The sequence below is a fragment of the Lentzea sp. NPDC051213 genome (assembly GCF_044455585.1).
GTDB lineage: Bacteria > Actinomycetota > Actinomycetes > Mycobacteriales > Pseudonocardiaceae > Lentzea.
Genome location: NZ_JBITEX010000005.1, coordinates 405,847 through 428,861, shown reverse-complemented (window position 1 = coordinate 428,861; position 23,015 = coordinate 405,847). Strand labels below are relative to the sequence as shown.

The following is a 23,015-nucleotide window of genomic DNA, read 5'->3' as shown; positions in this document are numbered from 1 at the left end:
TGGGACGTCCCCCGCGGCAGGTCAACCCGGTGGCAAGTTCGTCGGCCCGGTCTCCACCGCTGTGGGAGGCCGGGCCGACGTGTCTCACGCCACCGGCATCGAGAGGTCGGCATCCGCCGGAAACCCTGTTCCGGCAACAGATGCAGCCACCACACCCAAACGGCGGATGGCGTCGCGCAGCACTTCGGGTGACTGCGTGTACGGCACTCGGAGCATCTGCTCGCACCCCCCGTGCACCGCGAACCGCGGGCCGGGGACGAGCCGCAGTCCGTGGTTCTGCGCCACCACGGCGATTCGGGTGCTCACGGGCGCATCGAGTGCGCACCACACCCCCAGCCCACCGACAGGCACCTCGAAGCTCCACTGTGGACAATGGGTGCGCAACGCCGCGACCGCCACGTCCCGTTGCCGCAGGGCTTCCGCACGTCGTTGCCGCAGAACGGTTTCCGGCTCCTCGAGCAACGTGGCGAGCACCAGCTGCTCGAACACCGGTGTGCCCAGGTCGATCGCCGCCCGCGTCGACAGCAGCCGGTGCACGGTGTCCGCGGACGCCCTGATCCACCCGATCCGCAGTCCACCCCAGTGCGACTTGCTCGCGGATCCCAGTGTCACCACCGAGTCCCCGCCGAACGCGGCCATCGGCAACGGCGCGGGTGCGTCGTCCAGCGCGAGTTCCACCAGGGTCTCGTCCACCACCATCGGCGTCCGCGCCTTGCGCAGCACGGCGGAAAGCGTTTCCCGCCCTTCGGAGGACAGTCGCAGCCCGGTCGGGTTCTGGAAATCCGGGATCAGATAGGCCAAACGGGGGCCTGCCTGCCGCAGCGCCGCGTCGAACCCGTCCACGTCCCAGCCCTCCGCCAGCATCGGCACCGGGACCGGGATGCCGAACGACGCCCGCACCGCCTCCAGCGCGTTGGGGTAGCTCGGCTGCTCCACCAGCACGCGATCGCCCGGTCCGACGAAGAGCCGCAGCACCAGCGCCCACGCGTGCTGCGCGCCGGAGGTCACCACGATCTGGTCGGCAGAGGTCGGCAGGCCGCGTGCGGTGTACCGGTCCGCGATCCGCTGCCGCAGCACCGGCAATCCCCGCTCGTCGTACCCGTGCGACATCAGGTGCTCCGGCATTCGGCTCATCGCGACCTCCATCGCCAGTCGCAACGACGGCAACGCGGGAGGCGCGGCGCGGGACAGGTCGATCAACGTGTCGTCGGTGCCGGTGATGCCACCGCCGGCACCGACCGGTCCGTTGATCCACGACCCGGCCCCGCGCCGCGACGCCACCACCCCCTCGTCCCGCAGCTGGTCGAGCGCGGCCGTGATGGTCGTGCGGCTCACCGGCAGCGCCTCGGTGAGCTCGCGCTCGGACGGCAGCCTGGTCCCGACCGGCAGCCGGCCGTCCGCGACCAGCAGCTTCAGCGCCGCGGCGAGGTCGGCCGACCCCTGCCGAGCGCCGCGCTTGCGCCACGACCCGAGCTGCCGCGCGAGCCGGGCACCGGAGATACGTCCGCCAGGTGGGAGCATGAGGCCAATTATCGCGAATTGGCTATGGATTACCAGGCCAATCGCACCTCAGGATGGCCACATGGCCACCTTGACCGCACTCCACCAGGTCCCCGTGAGGATCGCCCCCGTCCGTCGCCTCTCCCAGCTCTTCGCAGGTCTGTGGCTCTACGGCGCGAGCATGGCCATGCAGATCCGCGCGACCCTCGGCCTCGATCCGTGGGACGTGCTCCACGAGGGCCTGGCCAGACGCACCGGGCTGAGCTTCGGCCTGATCACCGCGATCACCGGCGTGCTGGTGCTGCTCGCGTGGATCCCGCTGAAGCAGAAGCCCGGCGTCGGCACCATCGCCAACGTGGTGCTCATCGCGGTGAGCGTCGACGTGACCCTCGCGATCATCCCCGCGCCGCAGGAACTCCTGCCGCGCATCGTGCTTCTCGCGCTGGGCATCGTGCTGAACGCGATCGCGTTCGCCGCGTACGTCGGGTCCCGCCTCGGGCCGGGCCCGCGCGACGGCATGGTCACCGGGTTCTGCCGTCGCACGGGCATCTCCCTGCGCGTCACCCGCACCGTCGTCGAACTGCTCGTGCTGGCCGCCGGCTGGCTGCTCGGCGGCACGGTGGGCATCGGCACGATCCTCTACGCGCTCGGCATCGGCCCGCTCTCCCAGCTGTTCCTGCCCGGCCTCACCTGGCGCGAGCGCTCGCAGCCCGTTTCCTGATCTCCTCGTAGGTGACACCGCGCTCGGTCAGCACCTCGGCCACGATTCCCTTGCCCTGCAACAGAGCCAGCACGATGTGCTCGTTGCCGAGGTAGTTGTGGCCGAGGTCGCGGGCCTCGCGCAGGCTGTTCTCCAGCGCCTTCTTGAACGCGGCCTCCAGCGGCATCCCGAACCACCGCCGGCGCGGCCCTGGCCGCAGTACGCCCTTGCCGAGCGACTGCTCGACCGAGTCGATCACGTGGTCGAGGTCGATCCCCAAGCCCCGCAACGCTTCCTGGTCGGCCTTCGTCAGCCCGCCCCGGCGCCGGTAGTCCCGGAACGTCGTCTCGAGCTCGTCCCGCGGCAGGTCGAACCCGGCCAGCGCCGGTGAGTCGAGCAGCGCCAGCAGCAGGTGCTCCACACCCACCTCGGCCGCGTGCATCCGTTCCGCGTCCCGCACCGCGGCCTTGACCGCCTCGCGGGCTTCCTTGGTGAACCGCTCGCCGATCATCATCGCCCCCCGTGCTTCTTGTGTGCCGCCTGGCGGGACACCCCGAGTTCATCCGCGATGTCCTGCCACGACCAGCCCTGCGCCCGCGCGCTGCGGACCTGGGCGGCCTCCAGATGTTCCAGCAATCGCCGCAACGCGCTGACGGCCCGCAACCCGACCTTCGGGTCGCGGTCCCCAGCCGCTGTGGCGAGATCCGTCGCTTCAGTCATGATGTCAACGTACGTTGACAACGTCGATCCGTCAACCAACGTTGACACGTACCGTGGAGCCGTGAAGATCGAGACTGCTGAGCAGGGGGCTCCAGGCCGAATCACCGAGGACCGGATCAGGGTGCTGCCGAACGCCGTCGTGGTGCTGGACGGCGTCACCTCCCGCACCAGGCCGCCGGATCGCAACGGCGGTTGGTACGCCACGAAACTCGCCGACGAGCTGGCCAGACTGATCAACGACACCGACCCGCTGACGGACCTGCTGGCCACGGCGATCGCGAATCTCGTGGCAGAACACGACCTCGTGCCCGGCGACTCCCCGTCCGCCACCGCGGCGATCGTGCGGTGGACCAGCGAGACGATCGACGCGCTGGTGCTGTGCGACACCCCGATCGTCGCGTTCGGACAGACGACGCACGTGCTCGAGGACACCCGGCTCGAAGATCGGCGACCGGACCCGGACATCCTGGCGTGGAAGAACAAGCAGGGCGGCTACTGGGTCGCCGAGGCCGAACCCGTTGCCGCGCACCAGGCGTTGACCGCGACCTGGCCGCGCGCGGAGATCACGAAGCTGATCGTCGCCACCGACGGTGTCTCATGTGGAGTGTCCGAGTACGGGCTCTTCTCGTGGGAGGACCTCGCCGAATTGCCACTGGGCGAAGTCCTCGACCGAATCCGGGAAGCCGAGCGGGGAGATTCGGAGCACAAGCGTTGGCCCCGCTACAAAACGCACGACGACCAGGCGATCGCCCGCATCACGGCATAACGAAAGAAGCCCCGCAGAATGCTGCGGGGCTTCTTTCGAAGAAGGATGGCCAGGGGCGGGGTCGAACCGCCGACCTACCGCTTTTCAGGCGGTCGCTCGTACCAACTGAGCTACCTGGCCATGAACCGTGGCTGTCAAACCACAGGAAAAGCGACCCAGACGGGACTCGAACCCGCGACCTTCGCCGTGACAGGGCGACGCGCTAACCAACTGCGCCACTGGGCCTTGCTCTTGCAGTCTTACCGTACCGTACTTTACTGCGTGCCCCCAACGGGATTCGAACCCGCGCGACCGCCTTGAAAGGGCGGGATCCTAGGCCGCTAGATGATGGGGACTAGCTGGTCTCTGGAAGCATCGTAAGCATATGGCATGGGTGCGCGCACCTCCAAAACGGGGGTCCCACTTATGCCTTGACCTGCCCAAACCACCTGCGGCGCCAGGGCACCGGGAACATCAAATGCCTGTTCACGGCCTGATCGGCCCGTCACCCGCGTTTTGTGATCCAGACAACTTCCAGCCATCTGGCGCGATCGAGGGCATCACGAACCCGAGCACCTCGCGGATCCGGGCGGGGAAGTCGGCGCACGCGGTGGTCGCCGAGGAGATCAGCCGGGCACCGAGCGCCGCCCCGCACAACGTCCGCGCGACCGCCTCGGGATCGACGCCCTCGCGCAGTTGCCCGCACTCGCCGGCCTCGGCCACGTAGGACGTGATCAGCTTCTCCCACAGGACGTGCGTGTTCGGCACGCCGGGATAACCGACCTCGCGTTCGGCGTTGAGCCGCACGCCGGCGCGCAGCACGACGTCCGCAGCCATCCGGTCGGCCGACTCGGCGAACAGGCCCCAGAGCGTGCTCAGCGGATCGAGGCCGCGGGCCCGCCACCGTTCCCGGAGATCGGTCCACTGATCGTTCTGGTGGTCGATCAACGCGCGGGCGACAGCGTCCTTCGACGCGAAGTGGAAGTAGAACGCACCCTTGGTGAGCCCGGTGCGCGCGAGCACGGCGGTCAGCGACGTGCGGTCGTAACCGAGCCGGTCGAACTCCTCCGCCGCGGCCTGGAGTATCGCCTCACGTGTCGCATACGCCCGGTCCTGCTGGGGCATGGGTAAAGGTTAGCCGTTGCCGCTAAAGAGACCCGTGGGTATGTTTCGGGATGCGGCCCTGTCTTGAGACGCGCTTCCGGGGGGTGCGCGTCTCGGTCAGGGCCGCTTCCGCTTTCGCATCACGTCACCGTTGAGCAGGTGGCGCCCCGCCGTCCTCGCCTGGCGACAGGCCCAGCATGTCGAGCAGCATCCGGCAGTCCTCGGTGCCGAGGGCACTGCGGGCGACGGCCAGCCTCGCCCGGTGGACCTGTTCGTCGGAGATCCGCGAGGGTTCTCCGCTGCGCTGGGCCGGCACGTTCGGCCCGCCCTGTCGCGACACGCTGTCGTCCTGTGTGAACAGGAACTTCCGCACTTCCAGTGACCCGCTCATGTAGCACCCTCCCCGACTTGAGGTTGGCGCGAGGCTAAGCGACCTGGGACAACGGCCGCAGCCCCCCGCAGAGTGATTCCACCGACACCCAGCGTTACTTTCTGTACTGGTGTGGTGCCTGTCCCGTGGGGAAGTGGCCAAGGGAAGATGGACCGATGACCGACCCCACGCCGGAGCCTTCCCCCGAACCAGAGCAGCAAAACGCCGCCCAGATACCGGACGCGCAGCAGCCGGACCAGGGCGCGGACCAGGAATCGGTGCCTCCGCCCGTGGACCCGCAGGAGATCCTGAAGGCGATCAGCGGCATCAACCTGGACGCCATCGAGGTCGACATCGAGTCCGCGTTCGGCGCCCGGATGGCCGAGCTGGACAAGATGCTCGAGGGACTCGACTCACTGGTCGAGAAGATCGAGCAGGACATCCAGAACCTGGACCAGCCGAAACAGGAAGGTCCTCAGTAGACCTCTTACCCCAGGGGGGTATGATCGGTGGCCCGTACCGAGGAAGGGACCCCGATGTCCGTCACTGCGACCTACACCGTCACCGGCATGACCTGCGGCCACTGCGTCAGCTCGGTCACCGAAGAGCTGTCCGAGGTCTCCGGGGTCACCGGCGTCGACGTCGTCCTGGACACCGGCGCGGTGACCGTGACCAGCGATCGCGAGCTCGACCGCGCCGAGGTCGTCGCCGCCGTCACCGAGGCCGGGTACCAGGTCGCCTGATGACCACGACCGAGCCTCGTCACGTCGAGCTCAGCATCAGCGGCATGACCTGCGCCTCCTGTGCGCGGCGCATCGAACGCAAGCTGAACAAGCTCGACGGCGTCTCCGCCACCGTGAACTACGCGACCGAGAAGGCCAGCGTCCAGTTCCCGGACGACATGCGCGTGGACGACCTGGTGTCGACCGTGCGTGCGGCGGGCTACGACGCCGAGGAGCCCCGCCCGGAGGCGTCCGGTGACGACGAGGCCGGTGAGCTGGAGACCAGGTTCAGCCTGGCCGCGCTGCTCGGTGTGCCGGTGATCGCGTTCTCGATGGTCCCGGCACTGCAGTTCCCCACCTGGCAGTGGGTGTCGCTGGCGCTGGCGAGCGTGGTCGTCTGGGTGTGCGGCTGGCCGTTCCACCGCGCGGCCCTGGTCAACGCGCGGCACGGCGCCAGCACGATGGACACCCTCGTCTCGATGGGCGTCACGGTCTCGTACCTGTGGTCGCTCTACGCGTTGGTGTTCGGCGAGGCCGGGATGATCGGCATGCGGCACGAGTTCAGCCTGCTGCCGCGGCCGACCACCTCGGGTGACATCTACCTCGAGGTCGCGGTCGGCGTGACCGTGTTCCTGCTGCTCGGACGCTGGCTCGAGGCCAGGTCCAAGCGCAGCGCGGGCGCGGCGGTGCGGGCGTTGCTCACGCTCGGCGCCAAGGACGTCGCGGTGCTGCGTGACGGCTTGGAGACCAGGATTCCGGTCGGTCAGCTCCGGGTCGGCGAACGGTTCCTGGTCCGTCCGGGTGAGCGGATCGCCACTGACGGCCTAGTGGTCGAGGGCAACTCGGCTGTGGACCGCTCGATGGTCACCGGTGAATCGGTGCCGGTCGAGGTCGGCACCGGCGATTCGGTGGTCGGCGGCACGGTCAACGCGGGCGGTCGGCTCGTGATCGAGGCGCTTTCGGTCGGCGCGGACACGCAGCTCGCCAGGATGGCGAAGCTCGTCGAGCAGGCCCAGGCCGGCAAGGCAGAGGTGCAGCGCCTGGCCGATCGGGTGTCGGCGGTGTTCGTGCCCGTCGTCCTGCTGATCGCCCTGGCGGCGCTCGGCGCGTGGCTGCTCGCCGGCCGGCCGCTGGAGTTCGCGGTGACGACCGCCGTGGCGGTGCTCGTGATCGCGTGTCCATGCGCACTGGGCCTGGCGACGCCGACGGCGTTGCTCGTCGGCACCGGGCGCGGCGCCCAGCTCGGCATCCTGGTGAAGGGTCCCGAGGTGCTGGAGTCGACGCGGCGCGTGGACACCGTGGTGCTGGACAAGACCGGGACCGTGACCACAGGCCGGTTGACGCTGGTCGACGTGATCCCCGCGGACGGCGTGCCGCGCGACGAGGTGCTGCGGTACGCGGCGGCGGTCGAGAACGCGTCCGAACATCCGATCGGCGCGGCGATCGTGCGCGAGGTTCCCGACGTTCTGCCGGTGTCGGACTTCGTTTCGACGGACGGCGTCGGCGTCAGCGGCACCGTCGAGGGTCGACGCGTTGTTGTCGGGCGGTTGCGGAACGTCTCGCTGCCGGCCGAACTGACTGAGGCCCTGGTTGCACAGACAGCCCGCACCGTCGTCGCGGTTTCCTTTGATGACAAGGTTGTCGGAATCGTCGTGGTGTCGGACGTCGTGAAACCCACGTCCGCACAAGCGATTCGCGAGTTGAAAGAACTCGGGCTGCGCCCGGTGCTGCTGACCGGCGACAACGCGTCCGTGGCCGCCGAGGTCGCGGCCGAGGTCGGCATCGACGAGGTCATCGCCGACGTCCTGCCGGCCGGGAAAGTCGACGCGGTGCGGAATCTTCAGGTACAGGGCCGAGTTGTGGCGATGGTCGGTGACGGCGTGAACGACGCGCCCGCCCTCGCGGCCGCGGATCTGGGGCTGGCCATGGGAACCGGCACCGATGTCGCGATCGAGGCGAGCGACCTGACCCTCGTGCGCGGCGACCTGCGGGTCGTGGCGGACGCCATTCGGTTGTCCCGCAAGACATTGGGCACGATCAAGGGGAATCTTTTCTGGGCGTTCGCCTACAACGTCGCTGGACTTCCACTCGCGGCGCTCGGCCTGCTGAACCCCATGATCGCGGGGGCCGCAATGGCCTTCAGCAGCGTGTTCGTTGTTACCAACAGCTTGCGACTACGGGGATTCCGTCCATCGGCAACGTAAGAATCTCGGTGGGAACACTCCCCAACTGCCTTGTGCGCGTGCAACAATCCGATTGCTGACACACCCCCGGTCAGCGCCTGTGGAGATCCCCTCCGGCCCCCGCGTTCCTCCCCCTGGCGCGGGGGCCTCCGCAGCTCTTGACCCAGGCTGCTCGGCTTGCGCCTCGCCGCCCGCGGGCTGCGGGTGTCTTCTGGGGGCCAAGCCCCCAGACCCCAGCCGGGCGGCTCCGCCCCCGGACCCCCGGCGTTGTACCGCAAGGCGTCTGCGGCAGGTCAACTGGGAGTGGGCTCACCCACTCCATGGAGTGACTCAGGTCACAGGTGTTGGGGTTCCGTAGCCGAACCGTTATCGTTGCCCGGTGCCTATCGGATCCCTCGGACGTTCCAAGTCAGGCCGTCACCGCCCAGCGGACGAACCGCAGGAGACGTTGCCCGACGAGGAGCTGACCTCTTACCTGGCCGCACTGGCCCCGGACTCGGACAACGAGACCACAGCCTCGGGCTTCGGCAACGCGCAGGTGTACCAGCTGCGGCTGCAGCTGATGGCCAACGAGCAGCTCAAGGAGCTGGCCGCGGAGCGCCAGACCTCCCCGCAGGCGCTCGCCACCGAGTGGGTCATGCAGCGACTGGAGTGGGAAGCCCGCCAGCGCGGCCACTAGTCCTCCACGCAGACGAAAAAGGACCCTCAGCCGAGCCCGGCTGAGGGTCCTTCTCACGTACGACTCAACTCATGAGCGGCGGATCAGACCGCGCGGACGTTCTGCGCCTGAGGGCCCTTGGTGCCCTGTCCGACCTCGAACTCCACGCGCTGGTTCTCCTCCAGGGTGCGGAAGCCCTGACCCTGGATCTCCGAGTAGTGGACGAAGACGTCTGCGCCGCCGTTGTCCTGGGCGATGAAGCCAAAGCCCTTTTCGGAGTTGAACCACTTGACAGTGCCCTGTGCCATGTACCTGCCTCCATCGCAGGAAAGCTTGGGGCTGCACCGTGCAACCCCGGCCGTCCCGGGGGCGTTCAGCTCGCTCGTCTCGAGCGCACAGCACGCCCGCGTGTCGTTCCGCGAGCGTGTGAAGCACGAACACAGAAACCACGGCCTGCGCGGATCAGCCTAACGTGTGATGCGTCATAGCACTACAGGTCATTACTGGCCAGTTGCGTGCCTCAATAGGAGGAAACCCGCTGGTCCGGGTGGGTGATCGCGTTCTCCCAAGCAACGTGTAGGTGACCCGTGCGTCCTCATGAGCATTGGACCGGGGGATCTTGGGGAGAGCACGTGATTCGGCCACTGATTCTGGCTGCACTACTGGGGTTGACCGCCTGCAGCGCTGTGCCTGACGCACCGTCGTCACCGGCTGCTGGGGTCGCGGAGGAGAAGGCGAAGGCGGCACTCACCGTGACGCCGGAGTCGGGCGAGGGGGTCAGCCCGGCGGGACCGTTTCAGGTTGGGGTGACTGGAGGTTCGCTGACCGCCGTCGCACTGACGGGCGCGGACGGCACGGTGGTCAAGGGGGAACTGACCGCCGACAGGTGGGTCGCCACCGAGGATCTGGGCTACGACAAGGCCTACACGTGGTCCGGTTCGGCTAAGGGCGCGGACGGCGCGGACGTGCCCGTCAGCGGTTCGTTCCGCACGCTCAAGCCGCAGCGGCTCACGAGCGCGAAGCTGAACGTCGGCGACAACCAGACGTACGGCATCGCGATGCCGTTGAAGGTGACCTTCAGCTCGGCCGTGCAGGACAAGGCGTCGGTGCAGAAGGCCATGACGGTCAAGACTTCCGTGCCGACCGAGGGCGCGTGGGCGTGGCTGACCGACACCGAGGCGCACTGGCGGCCGCGGGAGTACTGGAAGCCGAACACCGAGGTCTCCCTCGACGTCGACGTGTACGGCGTGCCGTTCGGGGGCGGCGCGTACGGCGCCGATGACGTGCACGCGCAGTTCAAGATCGCGGACCGAGCACTTGTGGCCAAGGCGAACACGCAGACCAAGCGGTTCGAGATCTACCGCGACGGCGTGCTGCTGCACGACTTCCCGGCGTCGTACGGCACGGAGCACATCCCGCAGGCCGTGACGCGGTCCGGAATCCACGTGGTGCAGCAGAAGTGGGCCGAGCGGACGATGTCGAGCGACTTCTTCAAGTACCAGAACATCCCGGTCACGTACGCGGTGCTGATCTCCGGCAACGGCGAGTTCGTGCACGAGAACAACGGGACGATCGCCAAGCAGGGCAAGGAGAACGTCTCGCACGGGTGCGCGAACCTGTCCGGCCCGAACGCGAAGATCTTCTTCGATCTGACGATGATGGGCGACCCGGTCGAGGTCGTGGGATCGACCATCCCGCTCGGGCCGGCCGACCGCGACTACTGGGACTGGACGCTGGACTGGGCAGCCTGGACCGCCAAGTCCGCCGCTACGTCCTAGCTCTTCTCCGTGATCTGGGGCGGCGCTGGGATCTCGTAGCCCGACGGGCCGACGTTGCGTTCCAGCGCCCGCTTCCACTCACCGCTCGAAATCATCTTCTCGATGGCCTCGTTGACCGCGTCACGGCTCTTGCCGTCGCCCTTGGCCACACCGATGCCGTACCGCTCCTTGGAGAACGGCTTGCCGACCAGCTTCAGCAGCTCCGGGTTCTCGGCGGCGAAGCCGGCCAGGATGACCTCGTCGGTGGTGACGGCGTCGACGTTGCCCGCCATCAGCGCGATCACGCAGTCGGAGTACTGGCCGTACTCCTTGAGCTCCACGCCCTGGGCGTAGTCGGCCTTCACCTTCTGGGCCGAGGTGGAACCCTTGACCGAGCACAGCTTGCGGCCGTTCAGCGTCTCCGGGCCCTGGATGGACGACTCGGTGAAGCGGACCAGCATGCCCTGGCCCGTCTCGAAGTACGGGCCGGCGAAGGCAACCTTCTCCTTGCGGGCGTCGGTGATCGAGTACGTGGCGATGACGAGGTCGACCTCGCCGGTCTCCAGCATCGACTCGCGCACCGCGCCGCGGGCCTCTTTGAAGGTCACGCCGCTGTCCTCGACGCCGAGCTCGTTCGCCACGTACCTGGCGACGTCCACGTCGAAGCCGACGTACCGGCCGTCGAGGCGCTTCTGGCTCAGGCCCGGCTGGTCGTAGCGGATGCCGATCGTCAGCTTGCCCGAGTCGGCACGTCCGATGACTGTGCTCGTGTCACCGCTCCCACAGGCGGTGGCGAGCACCGCTACGGCAGTGAGGAGCGCAGCACAACGGATCACGACAGGCCTTCCGGGGGTGTTTGGGAGTCCTGCGCAATGCTACGGACCTGCGGCGATGATCAACTGTGATGTATGACAACTACGGGAGTCGGGCCTTACTGGGTGTCACATGTCGGCCGTCGCGGGCGATGGCGCGCCGGATGTGGCCGGGCGGAGCCATCCATCTGATCTTGCCCGGCACTGAAACCGCAGCTCGGCGCATCATTCGCAGCCACAGATCGGCCCGCGCGTACGGCGGCCGGCCGTACAGGTCGAGCGCCCAGTCGGGCTGCACCGAATAGGCCAGGTGGCCGACGAGAACCCGGTAGACGGGCAGGCCGTGCCGGGTCCAGCCCTGGACCGGCGGGCCGTGCAGGAAGTCGTAGATCACATCGGAATCGGGCGTCCGGCGCAGCTCAGGACGCATCCGTTCGAAGTAGTCCGCCATCTCGCGCCGCGATCCCGGCACCTCGTCCTCGTGCAGACCGACCAGGCTGGCCGCGAATCGTTGCTCTGCGTAGTACCGGTCCTTCTGCCGGTTTGTTAACCCATAACCGGCGCGGTCCAGCACGGTCTCGAAGCAGTAGACCTCCGAGCAATGCACCCACAGGAGCAGTTCGGGCTCGTCGACGCGGAACGACCGGCCGTCCACGACCCCGCGCAGGGTGCGGTGCGTGGCGCGCACCCGTGCCGCAGCCGCGGCGATCTCCGCGTCGGTGCCGTAGACGCCGAGTCCGACGAAATCCGCGGTCCGCTTGAGCCGGCCGAGCGGATCTGCCTGGAAGTTCGAGTTCTGCACGACGCCCGCGACGACCTTCGGGTGCAGGGCCTGCACGAAGAGGCTCGCGATCCCGGCGATCCACATCATCGGGTCTGCGTACATCTGCCAGCTCACGGAGTTGGGATCGGGCATGCGAGCATCGTCCCGCCTCGCGATGATGAAGACCATGGACCTGGACCAGGCACGGGAAGTGCTCCGCAGCCAGCACCGAGCGGTGTTCTGCGCGTTGAAGTCGGACGGCACGCCGGCCATGTCGCCGGTGCTCGTCGCTTTGGACGAGAACGGCGATGTGCTCGTTTCGACGCGAGCCACGGCGTACAAGACGAAGCAAGTCCAGCGCGATCCGAACGTCTGGCTGTGCGTGCTGCCGGACAGCTTCTTCGGGCGATGGATTCAGATCACCGGCACGGCGACGGTCGTGCCGTTGCCGGAAGCGATGGAACTGCTGGTGAAGTACTACCGGACGATCTCCGGTGAGCACTCCGACTGGGACGACTACCGGGCCGCGATGAAGCGGGAGCAACGGGTCATTCTGCGCATCTCGCTGACCGGTGCGGGACCAGACAAGACAGGTTGACCCGAGTTCGTAACACCGTTAGCGGACGAAACGATTCCACGGGGACGGCGGCTACCGGGCAGGCGGAACCTGGGGAGCAAGTGCGATGACTGGTGTCAGACGCCGCGGCTACTTCACAGCCGCGGTGGCGATCATGGGCGTTGCGCTGCTCACAGCGCTGCTGGCGAGTCCACCGGACAGACCGGTGGACATCCGCCTCGTCGCCCCGCCGCCCCCGGCCGCCGAAACCGTCACCGCGACCGCCACCACGACCGTCTCCGCCGTCGGTCCCGTGGTGCCGGCCCCGCCTCCACCGCCGCCGCCTCCGGCCGCCAAGCCGCTACCCCGGCAGAAGCCGCCGGCCACCCCTGCCGCACCCTCTTCGTCGCAACCGCGCGGCCTGCTCGACCTGCTGCGTTGTGATTACGAGTACCTCGACGACTTCGAGCGGTGCCTTGAGTGGCCGTTCAACGACGACCTGCTGTGCGACCTCCTGAAGGAGCACCACCTGAAGCCGGTCGACGTCCGCGGCCCTGACGGTTTCGACCTCCACTGCGACTAGCCGGCTTTCAGCTCCCGCAGCCTCGTGAGGTTCGCCTCCGCCAGCACACCGAGCAGCTGCGCCTCGCCGAGGTAGTGGTCGTCGATCAACGCCTCGACCTCGTCGTCGTTCATCGCGGGGACGATCCTGGCCGCCATCCGGTTCATGTTGCGGTAGCTGCCCTGCAACAGGAACTGCCCACCTGCCGCGGCCGAGGCGATGTAGGCCTGGTTGACCTTGAGCACGACCTCCTGGATCCGCGTCAGCTTGCGGACGACCGACAGCATCCGATCGAGCTCGACGGTGTCGTGCTCGTGCTGCACGGCCTCGCCGTTTGCCAAGCGCACCAGCGGTTCCACGTCGACACCGCCCAGCGTCGGGTTCGAGGCGGACGCGTTCTCCAGGTAGCTCAACGCAAAGAGGGCGTCGCGACCGGACAGCACGTCGCCGAGGTTCCACACGTCCGCGCGGTTCGCGAGCATGTCGGGAACCCGGAACGCGCGGCCGGTCTCGGTGTACGGGTTGCCCGCCATCGACACCGCGAACCGCTTGCCCCGCAGGTCGAACGTGCGTGCCTCGCCGTCCCACACGCCGTCAACACGTCGTTGTGCGTCGCACAGCGAGATGAACTTCTGCAGCAGCTCAGGTGATGTGTGCTGGATGTCGTCGAGGTGCAGCAGAACGTTGCTGCCCAGGGCGAACGCGAAGTTGATGCGCTCGACCTCCTGCCGTGCGGTGGCATTCGGTGCCTCCTCCGGGTCGAGCGAGGTGACGCCGCTGCCCAGCGCCGGACCGTTGACCTTGACGAACACCATGCCCAGCCGGTTCGCGACGTACTCCATCAACGTCGTCTTGCCGTAGCCGGGCGGGGAGATCAGCATCAGCAGGCCGGTGCCGTCGTTGAGCTGTTTGGCGAGGTTGTCGCCGATCAGCGGCAGGTACACCTCGTTCAGCAACCTGTTGCGCACGAACGTGTTCAGCACCGCGGGCCGGTACTCGTCGAGCTTGAGCCGCTTGCGTTCCTCCGCCAGCAGCTCGTCGCGCCGGCGCTGGTAGGCGCGGAACGCGGGCACCTGCTCGGCGCGGAACCTCCGCAGCCTGGTGAGGGTTTCGTCCAGACGCAGGTCCAGCGACTGGTTGTGCACGCGCGGGTGCGTGCCGAGCAGGCCGGTGACGGTCTCGCTCAGCGCCGCGCTGGAGTCGTAGCGCGGCAGGTCGCACAGCAGCACCGCGACGACCTCGGGCAGCTCCGGGCAGTCCTCGTCGCCGAGGAACGCGTGCAGCCAGGCCTCGATCAGATCGCGGTCGTGCAGTTCCTCGGTCACCACCGCGCGGAACCTGTCGATCACCGTGCGGGCGGCCTTGCTCGTGACGAACCCGCGCGGCTCGCAGGCGAGTTCCTCGAACAGGTACTCGGCGGCCAGATCGTCGATGCCGAACTGCTTGGTCAGCTCCGGAATTCCGTGCGTGCCACCGAAAATCGTGCGCGCACGGGCCAGCGACTCGGCCTTGCGCGCCCACACCGCGCGTTGCTCTTCAGGCTGGGCGGCCCAGAAGAGCTGCGCCTCGGCACGGGTGGCCGGCGGGTACCTCAGCAGGCCGGCACCGGCGTGAAGCCGTTGCAGGACCTGGAGAATCCGGGTGGCGTCGTGGTCGTGGACGCCCTTCTCGTAGCCCTCGTCGTACCGTTCCGCGGCGGCGGTCGCGACATCCGTGCGACCCTCGGCGAGCAGCCACGCGGCGAGGTGTTCCGACCGGTACACGTCCTGGGTCTCGGAGACCAGCAGCTGGTCCCAGAACGGCCTGGTCGTCGCGAACGCCGGATCCGTGATCTCGCTGCGGTAGTCGGTGCCGGTCACCGCGTAGAACAGCCGGCCGTCCCGCGGTACGAGGGTCAGGTTCATCGGCTCGGTCGTCACCGGGAAGCGATGACGACCGAGCACGATCGACGCGCCGTCGAACAGATCGGCGCGGTCACGCAGTGCCCGGCCTCCCTCTTGCCGGGCATCGCGCAGACTCGCGTCGAGCTCGTCCGCCCGCACGTCGCCCAGCCCGCGCAGCTCTTCGGCCACGCTGCGGACCTTCGCGACCATCGGGTCGCCGGCGAAGTACGTGTTGATCTCGTCGGTCGAGGTGAGCTTCCCGATGCGACGGCGGATCGTGCCGAGCACGCGTTCCGCGGACTGCACGAGCCGGTCGGCCTTGCGCGCCCGTTCGTCGAGCAGCGTCTGCTTGCGTGCGGAGAACGCCTCGTAGACGTCCGTGCGCTTGGCGCCGACCTGGGCCAGGAAGTCGTCGAACTCGCCGAACCGCGACTCGAGGTTCTCGAGCTGCAGCAACAACCTGCCGAGCTGGTCGTCGCACCGTTGCGGCGTGTCGGCGACCGCGAGAGCGCCGGTGATCGCCTGGCCGAGCAACGCGAACTCCGCGGCGAACTCGGCCCTGCCCTCGGCGTTCGCGAGCGTCTGCCGTCGACCGTCCACAGTGGCTCGAGCGCGGTTCACCGCGGCCAGCACCTCGCCGATGCTCGCCAGGATCGCCGTGCGGGTGGTCGTGTCCGCCGCGTCGAGGGTGCTGACGACCTCGGTCAGCACCTCCAGCCCGGTCTGCTGCTGTGCCAGCCGTTCGCGCAGGGGCTTCGCCTCGGCAGCGGTCGCGAGCTCCGTGGCCGCGATCCGGTCGATCTCCTCGTGGTACTGCGTGAACGCGCCCTCACCACTGAGGAACGCCACTGCCCGGCGGGCCGAGGCGCCGAGTTCCTCGACGAGTTCCGCCTCCCGCCGGTCGACCTCCTCCAGGTCGACGTACTTCAGCTCTTTGAGGGTGATCAGCCGGCCCTGCGCGGACCGCAGATCGGCCAGCAGCCGGACCCACTCGTCGGCGCTGCGCGGTGCTGCCGACCGCGCCAGCCTGATCAGCGAGGCGAGCTTCTCGGCGGCGGTAGTGAGCTGCTCGGCGGCGTGCTCGGTGAGGGTGCGGACCGCCTCGAACTCGTCCAGCACCTGCTCTGCCGTGGCGCGGACGGCCAGGACGTCTTCTCTGAGGCCGAGTTCGGTGAGCCAGTGCACGCTGTCGATCACCCTGGTGCACAGGGCGATCAGACCCTCGAACACCGGCGCGCTCGGCGTCATCCCGGCGGCCATCCTGGTCACGCTGAGGCAGTCCGAGATGCCGCGGACCAGCTCGGCGTTGCCGATGCGGGCCAGCGGACCGGTTTCCTCCGGCAGCACCTCGTCCGCGAGGAACGGCGTGCGCCACACCTGCATCGGGTGCACGCGCACGGCTTCGTCGCCGGTCTCCCGGAAGATCACCAGCGTGCCGTCGGCGAAGAGCGAGTAGCCGTGGCACACCAGCGGGGTCGCGACTTCCTTGCGGATCACGTTGTAGGGCAACAGCAGGCTGCGACCCTCGCGGCGGGCGTGGAAGACGTACAGCACGTCCTCGCCGTTCGCGGACCTGATGACCCGCTCGAACTCCAGGTCGTCGGTGTCGACGTCGAACGTCTTGTCCGCACCGGTGACCAGGTAGTAGCCGCCGGGGAAGATGATCCCCTGGTCCTCCGGCAGCCGCTGGCAGGCCTGACCGATGCCGTCGAGCCTGGCCACGGCCTTGGTGCGCGTGTTGAACACCAGGTGCCGCGCCACGGTTTCCTTGTACGGCAGGATCCACAGGAGGATCAACGGCCCGACGCGCGCGTAGTGGATCTCGGCGTCCGCGAGGCTCTGCAACGGTTCGTCGACGGGCTCTTCGTAGACGCCCTCGCCGGTCTCGGTGTTGTTCTCCACCTTGACGGTCAGCGTGCCGCCGACCGTCTCGACGAAGACCTCGTTCTCGATCGCGATGTGCGGGTGCCGGCCGAGCACGTGCTGCTCGCGGGTCGTCTCGACCCACGTGAAGTCGTGCGACGGCGGGAAGACGTGGTCGCGGTCGCCGCGGTTGTCGACGTAGGTGACCGTGCCGTCGACCGCGATGTCCCAGCGCAGGACGCGGATGTCCTCGATCCGCGCACCCGTCTGGAACACCGCGAGCAGCCGTGACTCGACTACCCGCAGCTGCAGCAACCGGGTCTCGCGGTAGTACCGGTACAGCTCGGCGAAGTCGTTGCGGAACTTCGAGTCCTGCAGGAACGACGCCTCGACCGCGCCGAAGTCCCTGCCGTGCGCGGCGAAGACGTCGTTGACCGTGGTCTCGGGCTTGAGGCCCATGAACACGTTGTAACCGAACAGCATCACGTCGCCGAGTGCCACGATGTCGCGCGGCACGCAGTTGTTCTCGGTACGGATGCGTTCGGTGGCAACGAGTTCCAGTGCGGTGCTGCCGAACGTCTCGACGCGCTGGGCGTTCAGCGCTTCCGTGCTCCGGGCGAGCCCGGCGGCCTGTTCGGCCAGCCGGGCCCGCAGCACCTCGTAGGTGCCCGCGTCGAGTTGCGTCATGCGTTCTGGCCGTTGTTCTTGGCCATCTGGGTCAGCGCGATCGCGGCGGCGAGGTTCTGCGCGTCACCCGTGGTGAACGAGCTGAGGATCTTGGTGAGGTCCTCCGGGAAGTTCTCGGTCCCGTCCATCCACTTGTGGCCCAACGCCTGCACCACGTCCGAGTTGCCGACGAACTGGTCGACCTGCTTGCCCGCGGTGATCGCGCTGGCGATCTTGTCGAAGAACATCGTGTCGCCACCGACGATGTCGATGTCGGCCTTCTCCAGCCCGGCCGCGAGGACCATGGCCTGCGCCTCGGCGATCTGCCGCTGCACGTCGATGCCCTTGAGGCGGATCTCCTTCTCGGCTTCGAGCCGCAGGCGGTACTCCTCGTGCACACGGGTCGCGTCGTCGAGCGCGGCCATGGCTTCCGCCTTGTGCGACAGGCCTTCTGCCTCACCCTTCAGCCGCTCGCGGATGCCATCGGCGTCGGCGAGCGCCTTCTCGCGGTCGACGACGGCCTCGGCGCGGCCGAGCTTCTCTGACGCGGCAGCGTCGCGTTCCTTGACCTGAGCGTCCGCCAGGCCCTTCGCGGCGGCCTCGGCCTGCGTGCCCTCCGCGAGGCGGATCTTGGCGCGGGTGTCCAGCTCGGCGGCCTGGTTGCGCGCCTCGGCGAGCACGACCTCCTCGCGCGCCTTGTGCTGCGCGGACTGCTCCGCGGCCTCGGCGGCCTTGATGTCCTTGACCAGCGACTCCTGCGCTTCGGCCTCGGCCCTGATGATGATCTGCTGCCGCTCGCGCTCGGCCTCCTCGACCGCGCGCAGGCGCTTGATGTGCTCCTCCTGCTCGGCCACGGTCTTCTCGACCGCGACCCGCTCGCGGATCAGGTCGGCGATCGCGCGGCGCTCGTGCTCGAGCTCCTTGTCCTTCTCGATCATGCGCAGCGAGGTCTCGCGTTCGCGGGCGATGACCTCCAGCAGGCGGTCCTTCTCGATGCGCTCGGTCTCGACGGCGATCACGCGCTCGCGGTTCTTCTCGGCGACGGCGATCTCGCGGGCCTTGTTCTCGGTCTGGATGCCGAGCTGCTCCTCGGTGCGGATGAACGCCGTGTTCGCCTTGAGGCGTTCCTCGGCCTGCACCTTCTGGGTCTCGGCCTCCTGCTGCGCGCGGGCGGTCTCGATCTCGCGCTTCTGCTTGATCTCCGCGTCGGCCTGACGCCGTTCCAGCTCGAGGATCGCCTCACGCGCGCTGACGTTCTGGCGCGTGATCTCCTTCTCCTCGTTGCGGGTGAACTCGTTCGTCTTGACGTGCTCGATCGCGGTCAGCTCGGTGATCTTGCGGATGCCCTGCGCGTCCAGGATGTTCGCCGGGTCGAGCTGCTTGAGCGGCGTCTGCTCCAGGTAGTCGATGGCCGCGTCCTCGAGGCTGTAGCCGTTGAGGTCGGTGCCGATGACCTGGATGATCCGGTCGCGGAACTCGTCGCGGTGGGTGTAGAGGTCCACGAAGTCGAGCTGCTTGCCGACGGTCTTGAGGGCCTCGGAGAACTTGGCGTTGAACAGCTCCTGCAGCGTGGCCTCGTGGCTCGCGCGCTCGGTGCCGATAGCCTGCGCGACCTTGATGACGTCCTCGACGGTCTTGTTGACGCGCACGAAGAACGTGATCCGGATGTCCGCGCGGATGTTGTCCTTGCAGATCAGGCCTTCGTTGCCGGCTCTTCGAATCTCGATGGTCTTCACCGAGATGTCCATCGTCTCGCACTTGTGCAGCACCGGGAGCACGACGGTGCCGGTGAAGGTCACGTCGACCTTGCGCATCTTCGAGACGATGAGGGCCTTGCCCTGCTCGCACTTCTTGAAGAGCCTGCTGATCACGATCATCGCCGCGAGCACGACGACGACGCTCACCCCGATCAACACCAGCAGCCCTGTCGAGATCGCACCCATGTGTTCAGCCCCCTGTGGAGATGTCGACGACCCAGAAGAACTCGCCTTCGGCGTCGTAGTCGAAGATCAGCGCGGTTTCCCCCGCTTTGAGGTCGGTGCTCGTAGCCGCCCGCACCTGCACGACCGCCGTGCCGCCGTCGTCGGCGGTGACCTCTGCCTGCCCGTAGTTCTCCGTGACGCGACTCGTCCGCACGATCGCCGTGCGACCCACGAAGTCGTTGCGAGAGGCGGGTTTCTCCGGCCGCGTCCAGCGCTTGACCGGGATGAGCACGAGTTTCGTGGCAAGCGCGCCGAGCAGCAGCGCACCGGCCAGCACGACCCAGCGCAGCTTGTTCTCGGGCGTGAGCACCGTGCCGACCAGCGCGAGGAACCACGTGATCACGACGAACAGCGAGATCGAGATCGGCAGCACCGGGGCGTCGAAGTCGATGCCCACCAGGACCACCGTGAGCCAGTAGGCCAGCACGACGAGCACCAGGAGGCTGAACAGGACAGTCGGGAAGGCCAAAGCGGCAGCCAGGAACTCGGTCATCATCACCCCCTTCTCGACATTCTGATGCGTTGAGGAGCGAATCCGTTGCGTTTTCGGGAATGATCGATGCAAATCGATGGTTGCTCTGATCATGGACATCGGGGTGCAGGGGCTGAACATCGGTGACACCGCAGGACCGGACGAGACGCGACGCCTCGCCCAGCTGGCCGAATCGCTCGGTTATCACTCGTGGTGGGCGTCCGATCACGTGGTGCTGCCGAGCCCGCGCGTCGACCCGTCACCGTCCGAACCGGACACCGTGATCGTGGATCCGCTCGTGCACCTGGGCTTCGTGGCGGCGGCCACGACCAGGCTCCAGCTCGCCACCGGCATCGTGATCCTGCCGCAGCGCAATCCGCTGGTGCTGGCGAAGCAGGTCGCGTCGCTCGATTACTTGAGCGGCGGCCGGTTCACGCTGGGCGTCGGCGCCGGTTACGTGGAGCCCGAGATGACCGCCGTGGGGGTGTCGTTCGACGATCGGGGCGCGCGGACCGACGAGTACCTGGACGCGATGGACCAGCTCTGGCACGCCCCGGCGCCGTCGTTCGCCGGCAAGTTCGTGTCGTTCTCCGGGGTGGACGCGTACCCGCGACCGTCGAACGTGCGCGTGGTGGTCGGCGGGCACAGCCCGGCGGCCCTGCGGCGCGCGGCCACGCGTGCCCAGGGTTGGTTCGGCATCGGGACGCCATCGGACATCCGCGGCCACCTCTCACGATTCCCCGAGCAGCCTTCCGGCTTCCGGATCTCCGTTTCGGCGCCGGTCCCGCTGACTCCGGCCGTGGTCGCGGAGTACGCGGACCTCGGCGTGGACGAACTGGTGATCTACCCGCCGATGTTCGACGGCTCGGTGGACGAGGTCCTGAAGAGGAATGCGGAGTTCACCGGCTAGCCTCGGTCGTCGTGATCCCCGTCGTCGTCCTCGCCGGCTTCCTCGGCTCCGGCAAGACCACACTGCTCAACCACCTGCTGCGCACATCCGGCGGCACGCGGATCGGCGTGGTGGTGAACGACTTCGGCCGGATCAACATCGACGCGTTCGCGGTGTCGGCCCAGGTCGACTCGATGGTGTCGCTGTCGAACGGCTGCCTGTGCTGCGCGGTCGACGGCTCCGAACTGGACGAGATGCTGTCGAAGCTCTCAGCGGCGGACCTGGACGTCATCGTGATCGAGGCGTCCGGGCTGGCCGAGCCGTCGACGCTGGTCAGGATGGTGCTGCAGGCGCCGGGGGTCTCGTACGGCGGGCTGATCTACGTGGTCGACGCCGTCGAGTTCGCGGCCGTGCCTCACCTGTCGCGGGATCTCTCGCTGGCGGATCTGGTGGTGCTGAACAAGGTCGACCAGGTGTCCGAGCCGCCGTCCCTGCCGTGCTCCGTGCCGGTGCTTCCGGTGTCGTACGGGCAGATCGACCCGGCGTTGCTGTTCGAGGTGCGGCCGCCAGATCTGGGACCACGACAGCTGTCGTTCGACGATCTGGACGACCACTCGACGCACGCCCACGCTTCCTACGACAGCGTGACGTTCGAGTGCGACGAGCCGCTGCATCCCAAGCTGTTCATGGACTTCTTGGCCGCTCGACCCTCCGGGTTGTTCCGCACCAAAGGTTTCGTGCGGTTCGCCGGCGGCACGTTCATGCTGCACACGGTCGGCGCCGCCGTCTCGTTCACGCGAGTCGACGACGCCCCGACGCAGCTGGTGCTGATCGGGGCGGGCATCGATCCGGAGTCGTTGACGGACTGGCTCCTGGCGTGCGTCGCGGACGGACCGGTCACCGAGCAGGACATGCTCTGGGTGCTCCGGTACGCCCGCGACTGATCGTCACTCACAGAGCGGGGTGACCTTCACTTGGCGCCGCACAACGCACTGTCCACAGTGGCCAGAACGGCCTCGTGCGCCTTGGCCGCCTCTTCCGGCGTGTCCTGGAAGGTGCCGGGCAGCGCGGTGACCGCGACCGAGAACGCCCTGCCGTCCTCGGTGACCCCGCCACGAGTCTCATAGCCGGGGATGTCACCGCCGTGACCCCAGGACCGGCCACCACAACTCAGCGGCGAACTGGCGATCCCAAGCCCGTACTCGGCGCCCGGCCACAGCTCGCCCGCGGTGTCGACGGTCTTGCGCATCTCGTTGAGTTCCTTCTGCTGCACCAAATCTCCCTTGAGGAGCGCACGGTAGAAGGTGTTGAGATCCTTCGTGGTGGAGATCAGCTGACCGGCCGCCCACCCCCACGAGGGGTCGAGCTCGGTGACGTCTTTTACGCCGTTGCTCGTCTTGGCGTACCCGTGCGGATGCTTGCCCCGGAAGCCCTGCTCACCGATGCCGGGCCAGTAGGTGTCTTTGAGGTTCAGCTTGTCGAGGATCCGTTGATCGACGTTCTCGGCAACCGGCCGCCCGGTGACCTTCTGGATCAGCAGCCCGAGCACCACGTAGTTCGTGTTGCTGTACTTGAACTTCGCGCCCGGCTCGTGCGTAGGCGGGTGAGCGTTGCCGATGTCGAGCAGCTCCCGCGGCTCGTAGTAGCGGTGCTGCAGCTCCTCGAACTTGTCCAGCCCCATGTAGTTGCTGTAGTTCGCGAGCCCGCTGGTGTGATTGAGGAGCTGCCGGACGGTGATCCGATCGTCCTTGATGGCGTTGGGCAGGTACTGGTTGATCGGCTTGTCGAGCTCGACCTTGCCTTCCCCGACGAGCTGCATGACCACGGTGGCGACGAACGCCTTGGTGTTGGAGCCAGCGCGAACCTGGCTGTCCTTGGGCACCTTCGTGTTCTTGCCGAGCTCGGACGTGCCGGAGGTCAACGACGTTGTCCTGCCGTTCGGCGCCGTGGTGGTGGCAAGCGCGGCCGGGAATTCGTGCTGCTTCACAAGCCCGTCAAGCCTTTGCTGCACAGGGTTCTGCGCAGTCTCCGGTGCGGCCATGGCCGTGCCGGTGCACAACATGGCCACGGCCAGCACTCCTACCAGCGTCTTCCTCATCCTCTGCCTC

General features: G+C 67.9%; 23 protein-coding genes and 3 tRNA genes. 11 read left to right on the top strand and 15 right to left on the bottom strand.

Annotated features, from left to right (window positions below; genetic code table 11):
- Nucleotides 1-84: 84 nt before the first annotated feature.
- A complete protein-coding gene (locus ACIA8G_RS24500; RefSeq protein WP_396420980.1) occupies nucleotides 85-1,521 on the bottom strand; it encodes a PLP-dependent aminotransferase family protein in 1,437 nt (478 codons plus the stop codon).
- A 61-nt stretch (nucleotides 1,522-1,582) separates the two neighbouring features.
- Between ACIA8G_RS24500 and ACIA8G_RS24495 the strand changes: the two genes are divergently transcribed.
- Nucleotides 1,583-2,221 (top strand): YitT family protein, encoded by a 639-nt coding sequence (locus ACIA8G_RS24495; protein ID WP_396420979.1) that lies wholly within the window; start codon nucleotides 1,583-1,585, stop codon nucleotides 2,219-2,221.
- Here the strand turns inward: ACIA8G_RS24495 and ACIA8G_RS24490 are convergent.
- The gene (locus ACIA8G_RS24490; RefSeq protein ID WP_396420978.1) at nucleotides 2,187-2,714 is read right to left on the bottom strand and encodes a Clp protease N-terminal domain-containing protein; all 528 of its coding nucleotides are present in this window, start codon (nucleotides 2,712-2,714) and stop codon (nucleotides 2,187-2,189) included. The two genes, ACIA8G_RS24495 and ACIA8G_RS24490, sit on opposite strands and share 35 nt — an antisense overlap.
- A complete protein-coding gene (locus ACIA8G_RS24485) occupies nucleotides 2,711-2,920 on the bottom strand; it encodes a helix-turn-helix domain-containing protein (RefSeq protein WP_396420977.1) in 210 nt (69 codons plus the stop codon). The genes ACIA8G_RS24490 and ACIA8G_RS24485 overlap by 4 nt, the downstream gene beginning before the upstream one ends.
- 61 nt (nucleotides 2,921-2,981) lie before the next feature.
- Here ACIA8G_RS24485 and ACIA8G_RS24480 point away from each other — a divergent pair, with 61 nt between their 5' ends.
- Entirely contained in the window at nucleotides 2,982-3,686 is a 705-nt protein-coding gene (locus tag ACIA8G_RS24480; RefSeq protein WP_396420976.1) for a protein phosphatase 2C domain-containing protein, read from the top strand.
- Nucleotides 3,687-3,732: 46 nt separating this feature from the next.
- On the opposite strand, the gene ACIA8G_RS24475 is transcribed toward ACIA8G_RS24480, so the two are convergent.
- From ACIA8G_RS24475 to ACIA8G_RS24455, 5 genes are all read right to left on the bottom strand, one after another.
- A tRNA-Phe gene (locus ACIA8G_RS24475) sits at nucleotides 3,733-3,806 on the bottom strand.
- A gap of 31 nt (nucleotides 3,807-3,837) precedes the next feature.
- A tRNA-Asp gene (locus ACIA8G_RS24470) sits at nucleotides 3,838-3,911 on the bottom strand.
- A 37-nt stretch (nucleotides 3,912-3,948) separates the two neighbouring features.
- Nucleotides 3,949-4,021, bottom strand: a tRNA-Glu gene (locus ACIA8G_RS24465).
- 130 nt (nucleotides 4,022-4,151) lie between these two features.
- Complete coding sequence (locus ACIA8G_RS24460; RefSeq protein WP_396420975.1) at nucleotides 4,152-4,790, bottom strand: ScbR family autoregulator-binding transcription factor; 639 nt, start codon at nucleotides 4,788-4,790, stop codon at nucleotides 4,152-4,154.
- Between the two features lie 124 nt (nucleotides 4,791-4,914).
- Entirely contained in the window at nucleotides 4,915-5,160 is a 246-nt protein-coding gene (locus tag ACIA8G_RS24455) for a hypothetical protein (RefSeq protein ID WP_396420974.1), read from the bottom strand.
- Nucleotides 5,161-5,315: 155 nt separating this feature from the next.
- Between ACIA8G_RS24455 and ACIA8G_RS24450 the strand changes: the two genes are divergently transcribed.
- From ACIA8G_RS24450 to ACIA8G_RS24435, 4 genes are all read left to right on the top strand, one after another.
- On the top strand, nucleotides 5,316-5,621 hold the full coding sequence (locus ACIA8G_RS24450) for a hypothetical protein (protein ID WP_396420973.1): 306 nt from the start codon (nucleotides 5,316-5,318) through the stop codon (nucleotides 5,619-5,621).
- A 54-nt stretch (nucleotides 5,622-5,675) separates the two neighbouring features.
- Nucleotides 5,676-5,882: a heavy-metal-associated domain-containing protein gene (locus tag ACIA8G_RS24445; protein WP_396420972.1), complete on the top strand. Its 207-nt coding sequence runs from the start codon at nucleotides 5,676-5,678 to the stop codon at nucleotides 5,880-5,882.
- Nucleotides 5,882-8,065 (top strand): heavy metal translocating P-type ATPase, encoded by a 2,184-nt coding sequence (locus tag ACIA8G_RS24440; protein ID WP_396420971.1) that lies wholly within the window; start codon nucleotides 5,882-5,884, stop codon nucleotides 8,063-8,065. Before ACIA8G_RS24445 ends, ACIA8G_RS24440 begins: the two co-directional genes overlap by 1 nt.
- A 358-nt stretch (nucleotides 8,066-8,423) precedes the next feature.
- Nucleotides 8,424-8,723, top strand: coding sequence for a hypothetical protein (locus tag ACIA8G_RS24435; RefSeq protein WP_109629158.1), 300 nt, complete (start codon nucleotides 8,424-8,426; stop codon nucleotides 8,721-8,723).
- 83 nt (nucleotides 8,724-8,806) lie between these two features.
- On the opposite strand, the gene ACIA8G_RS24430 is transcribed toward ACIA8G_RS24435, so the two are convergent.
- On the bottom strand, nucleotides 8,807-9,010 hold the full coding sequence (locus ACIA8G_RS24430) for a cold-shock protein (RefSeq protein WP_030477903.1): 204 nt from the start codon (nucleotides 9,008-9,010) through the stop codon (nucleotides 8,807-8,809).
- 378 nt (nucleotides 9,011-9,388) lie between these two features.
- On the opposite strand from ACIA8G_RS24430, the gene ACIA8G_RS24425 reads away from it, so the two are divergent.
- Nucleotides 9,389-10,480, top strand: a complete 1,092-nt coding sequence (locus tag ACIA8G_RS24425) for an Ig-like domain-containing protein (protein ID WP_396420970.1) — start codon at nucleotides 9,389-9,391, stop codon at nucleotides 10,478-10,480.
- Here the strand turns inward: ACIA8G_RS24425 and ACIA8G_RS24420 are convergent.
- Together ACIA8G_RS24420 and ACIA8G_RS24415 are read right to left on the bottom strand one after the other, a co-directional pair.
- Entirely contained in the window at nucleotides 10,477-11,292 is an 816-nt protein-coding gene (locus tag ACIA8G_RS24420; protein ID WP_396421269.1) for a glutamate ABC transporter substrate-binding protein, read from the bottom strand. The genes ACIA8G_RS24425 and ACIA8G_RS24420 overlap by 4 nt on opposite strands.
- An 82-nt stretch (nucleotides 11,293-11,374) precedes the next feature.
- Nucleotides 11,375-12,187: an oxygenase MpaB family protein gene (locus tag ACIA8G_RS24415; RefSeq protein WP_396420969.1), complete on the bottom strand. Its 813-nt coding sequence runs from the start codon at nucleotides 12,185-12,187 to the stop codon at nucleotides 11,375-11,377.
- Here ACIA8G_RS24415 and ACIA8G_RS24410 point away from each other — a divergent pair.
- On the top strand, nucleotides 12,186-12,632 hold the full coding sequence (locus ACIA8G_RS24410; RefSeq protein ID WP_396420968.1) for a PPOX class F420-dependent oxidoreductase: 447 nt from the start codon (nucleotides 12,186-12,188) through the stop codon (nucleotides 12,630-12,632). The genes ACIA8G_RS24415 and ACIA8G_RS24410 overlap by 2 nt on opposite strands.
- Nucleotides 12,633-12,717: 85 nt before the next feature.
- Nucleotides 12,718-13,173 carry a hypothetical protein gene (locus ACIA8G_RS24405; RefSeq protein WP_396420967.1) on the top strand — a complete coding sequence of 152 codons (456 nt, stop codon included), beginning with the start codon at nucleotides 12,718-12,720 and terminating at the stop codon, nucleotides 13,171-13,173.
- On the opposite strand, the gene ACIA8G_RS24400 is transcribed toward ACIA8G_RS24405, so the two are convergent.
- Genes ACIA8G_RS24400 through ACIA8G_RS24390 form a run of 3 tightly spaced genes read right to left on the bottom strand, consistent with a single transcriptional unit; the run spans nucleotide 13,170 to nucleotide 20,042 of the window.
- Nucleotides 13,170-17,585, bottom strand: coding sequence for a DNA repair ATPase (locus tag ACIA8G_RS24400; RefSeq protein ID WP_396420966.1), 4,416 nt, complete (start codon nucleotides 17,583-17,585; stop codon nucleotides 13,170-13,172). The two genes, ACIA8G_RS24405 and ACIA8G_RS24400, sit on opposite strands and share 4 nt — an antisense overlap.
- Nucleotides 17,582-19,507 carry a flotillin family protein gene (locus tag ACIA8G_RS24395; protein WP_396420965.1) on the bottom strand — a complete coding sequence of 642 codons (1,926 nt, stop codon included), beginning with the start codon at nucleotides 19,505-19,507 and terminating at the stop codon, nucleotides 17,582-17,584. Before ACIA8G_RS24395 ends, ACIA8G_RS24400 begins: the two co-directional genes overlap by 4 nt.
- A gap of 4 nt (nucleotides 19,508-19,511) precedes the next feature.
- Nucleotides 19,512-20,042 carry a hypothetical protein gene (locus ACIA8G_RS24390; RefSeq protein ID WP_396420964.1) on the bottom strand — a complete coding sequence of 177 codons (531 nt, stop codon included), beginning with the start codon at nucleotides 20,040-20,042 and terminating at the stop codon, nucleotides 19,512-19,514.
- A 73-nt stretch (nucleotides 20,043-20,115) separates the two neighbouring features.
- Between ACIA8G_RS24390 and ACIA8G_RS24385 the strand changes: the two genes are divergently transcribed.
- Nucleotides 20,116-20,928 carry a TIGR03619 family F420-dependent LLM class oxidoreductase gene (locus ACIA8G_RS24385; RefSeq protein WP_396420963.1) on the top strand — a complete coding sequence of 271 codons (813 nt, stop codon included), beginning with the start codon at nucleotides 20,116-20,118 and terminating at the stop codon, nucleotides 20,926-20,928.
- Nucleotides 20,929-20,939: 11 nt separating this feature from the next.
- Nucleotides 20,940-21,851 carry a CobW family GTP-binding protein gene (locus ACIA8G_RS24380; RefSeq protein WP_396420962.1) on the top strand — a complete coding sequence of 304 codons (912 nt, stop codon included), beginning with the start codon at nucleotides 20,940-20,942 and terminating at the stop codon, nucleotides 21,849-21,851.
- Between the two features lie 26 nt (nucleotides 21,852-21,877).
- On the opposite strand, the gene ACIA8G_RS24375 is transcribed toward ACIA8G_RS24380, so the two are convergent.
- Complete coding sequence (locus ACIA8G_RS24375) at nucleotides 21,878-23,005, bottom strand: serine hydrolase domain-containing protein (protein WP_396420961.1); 1,128 nt, start codon at nucleotides 23,003-23,005, stop codon at nucleotides 21,878-21,880.
- Nucleotides 23,006-23,015 lie beyond the last annotated feature (10 nt).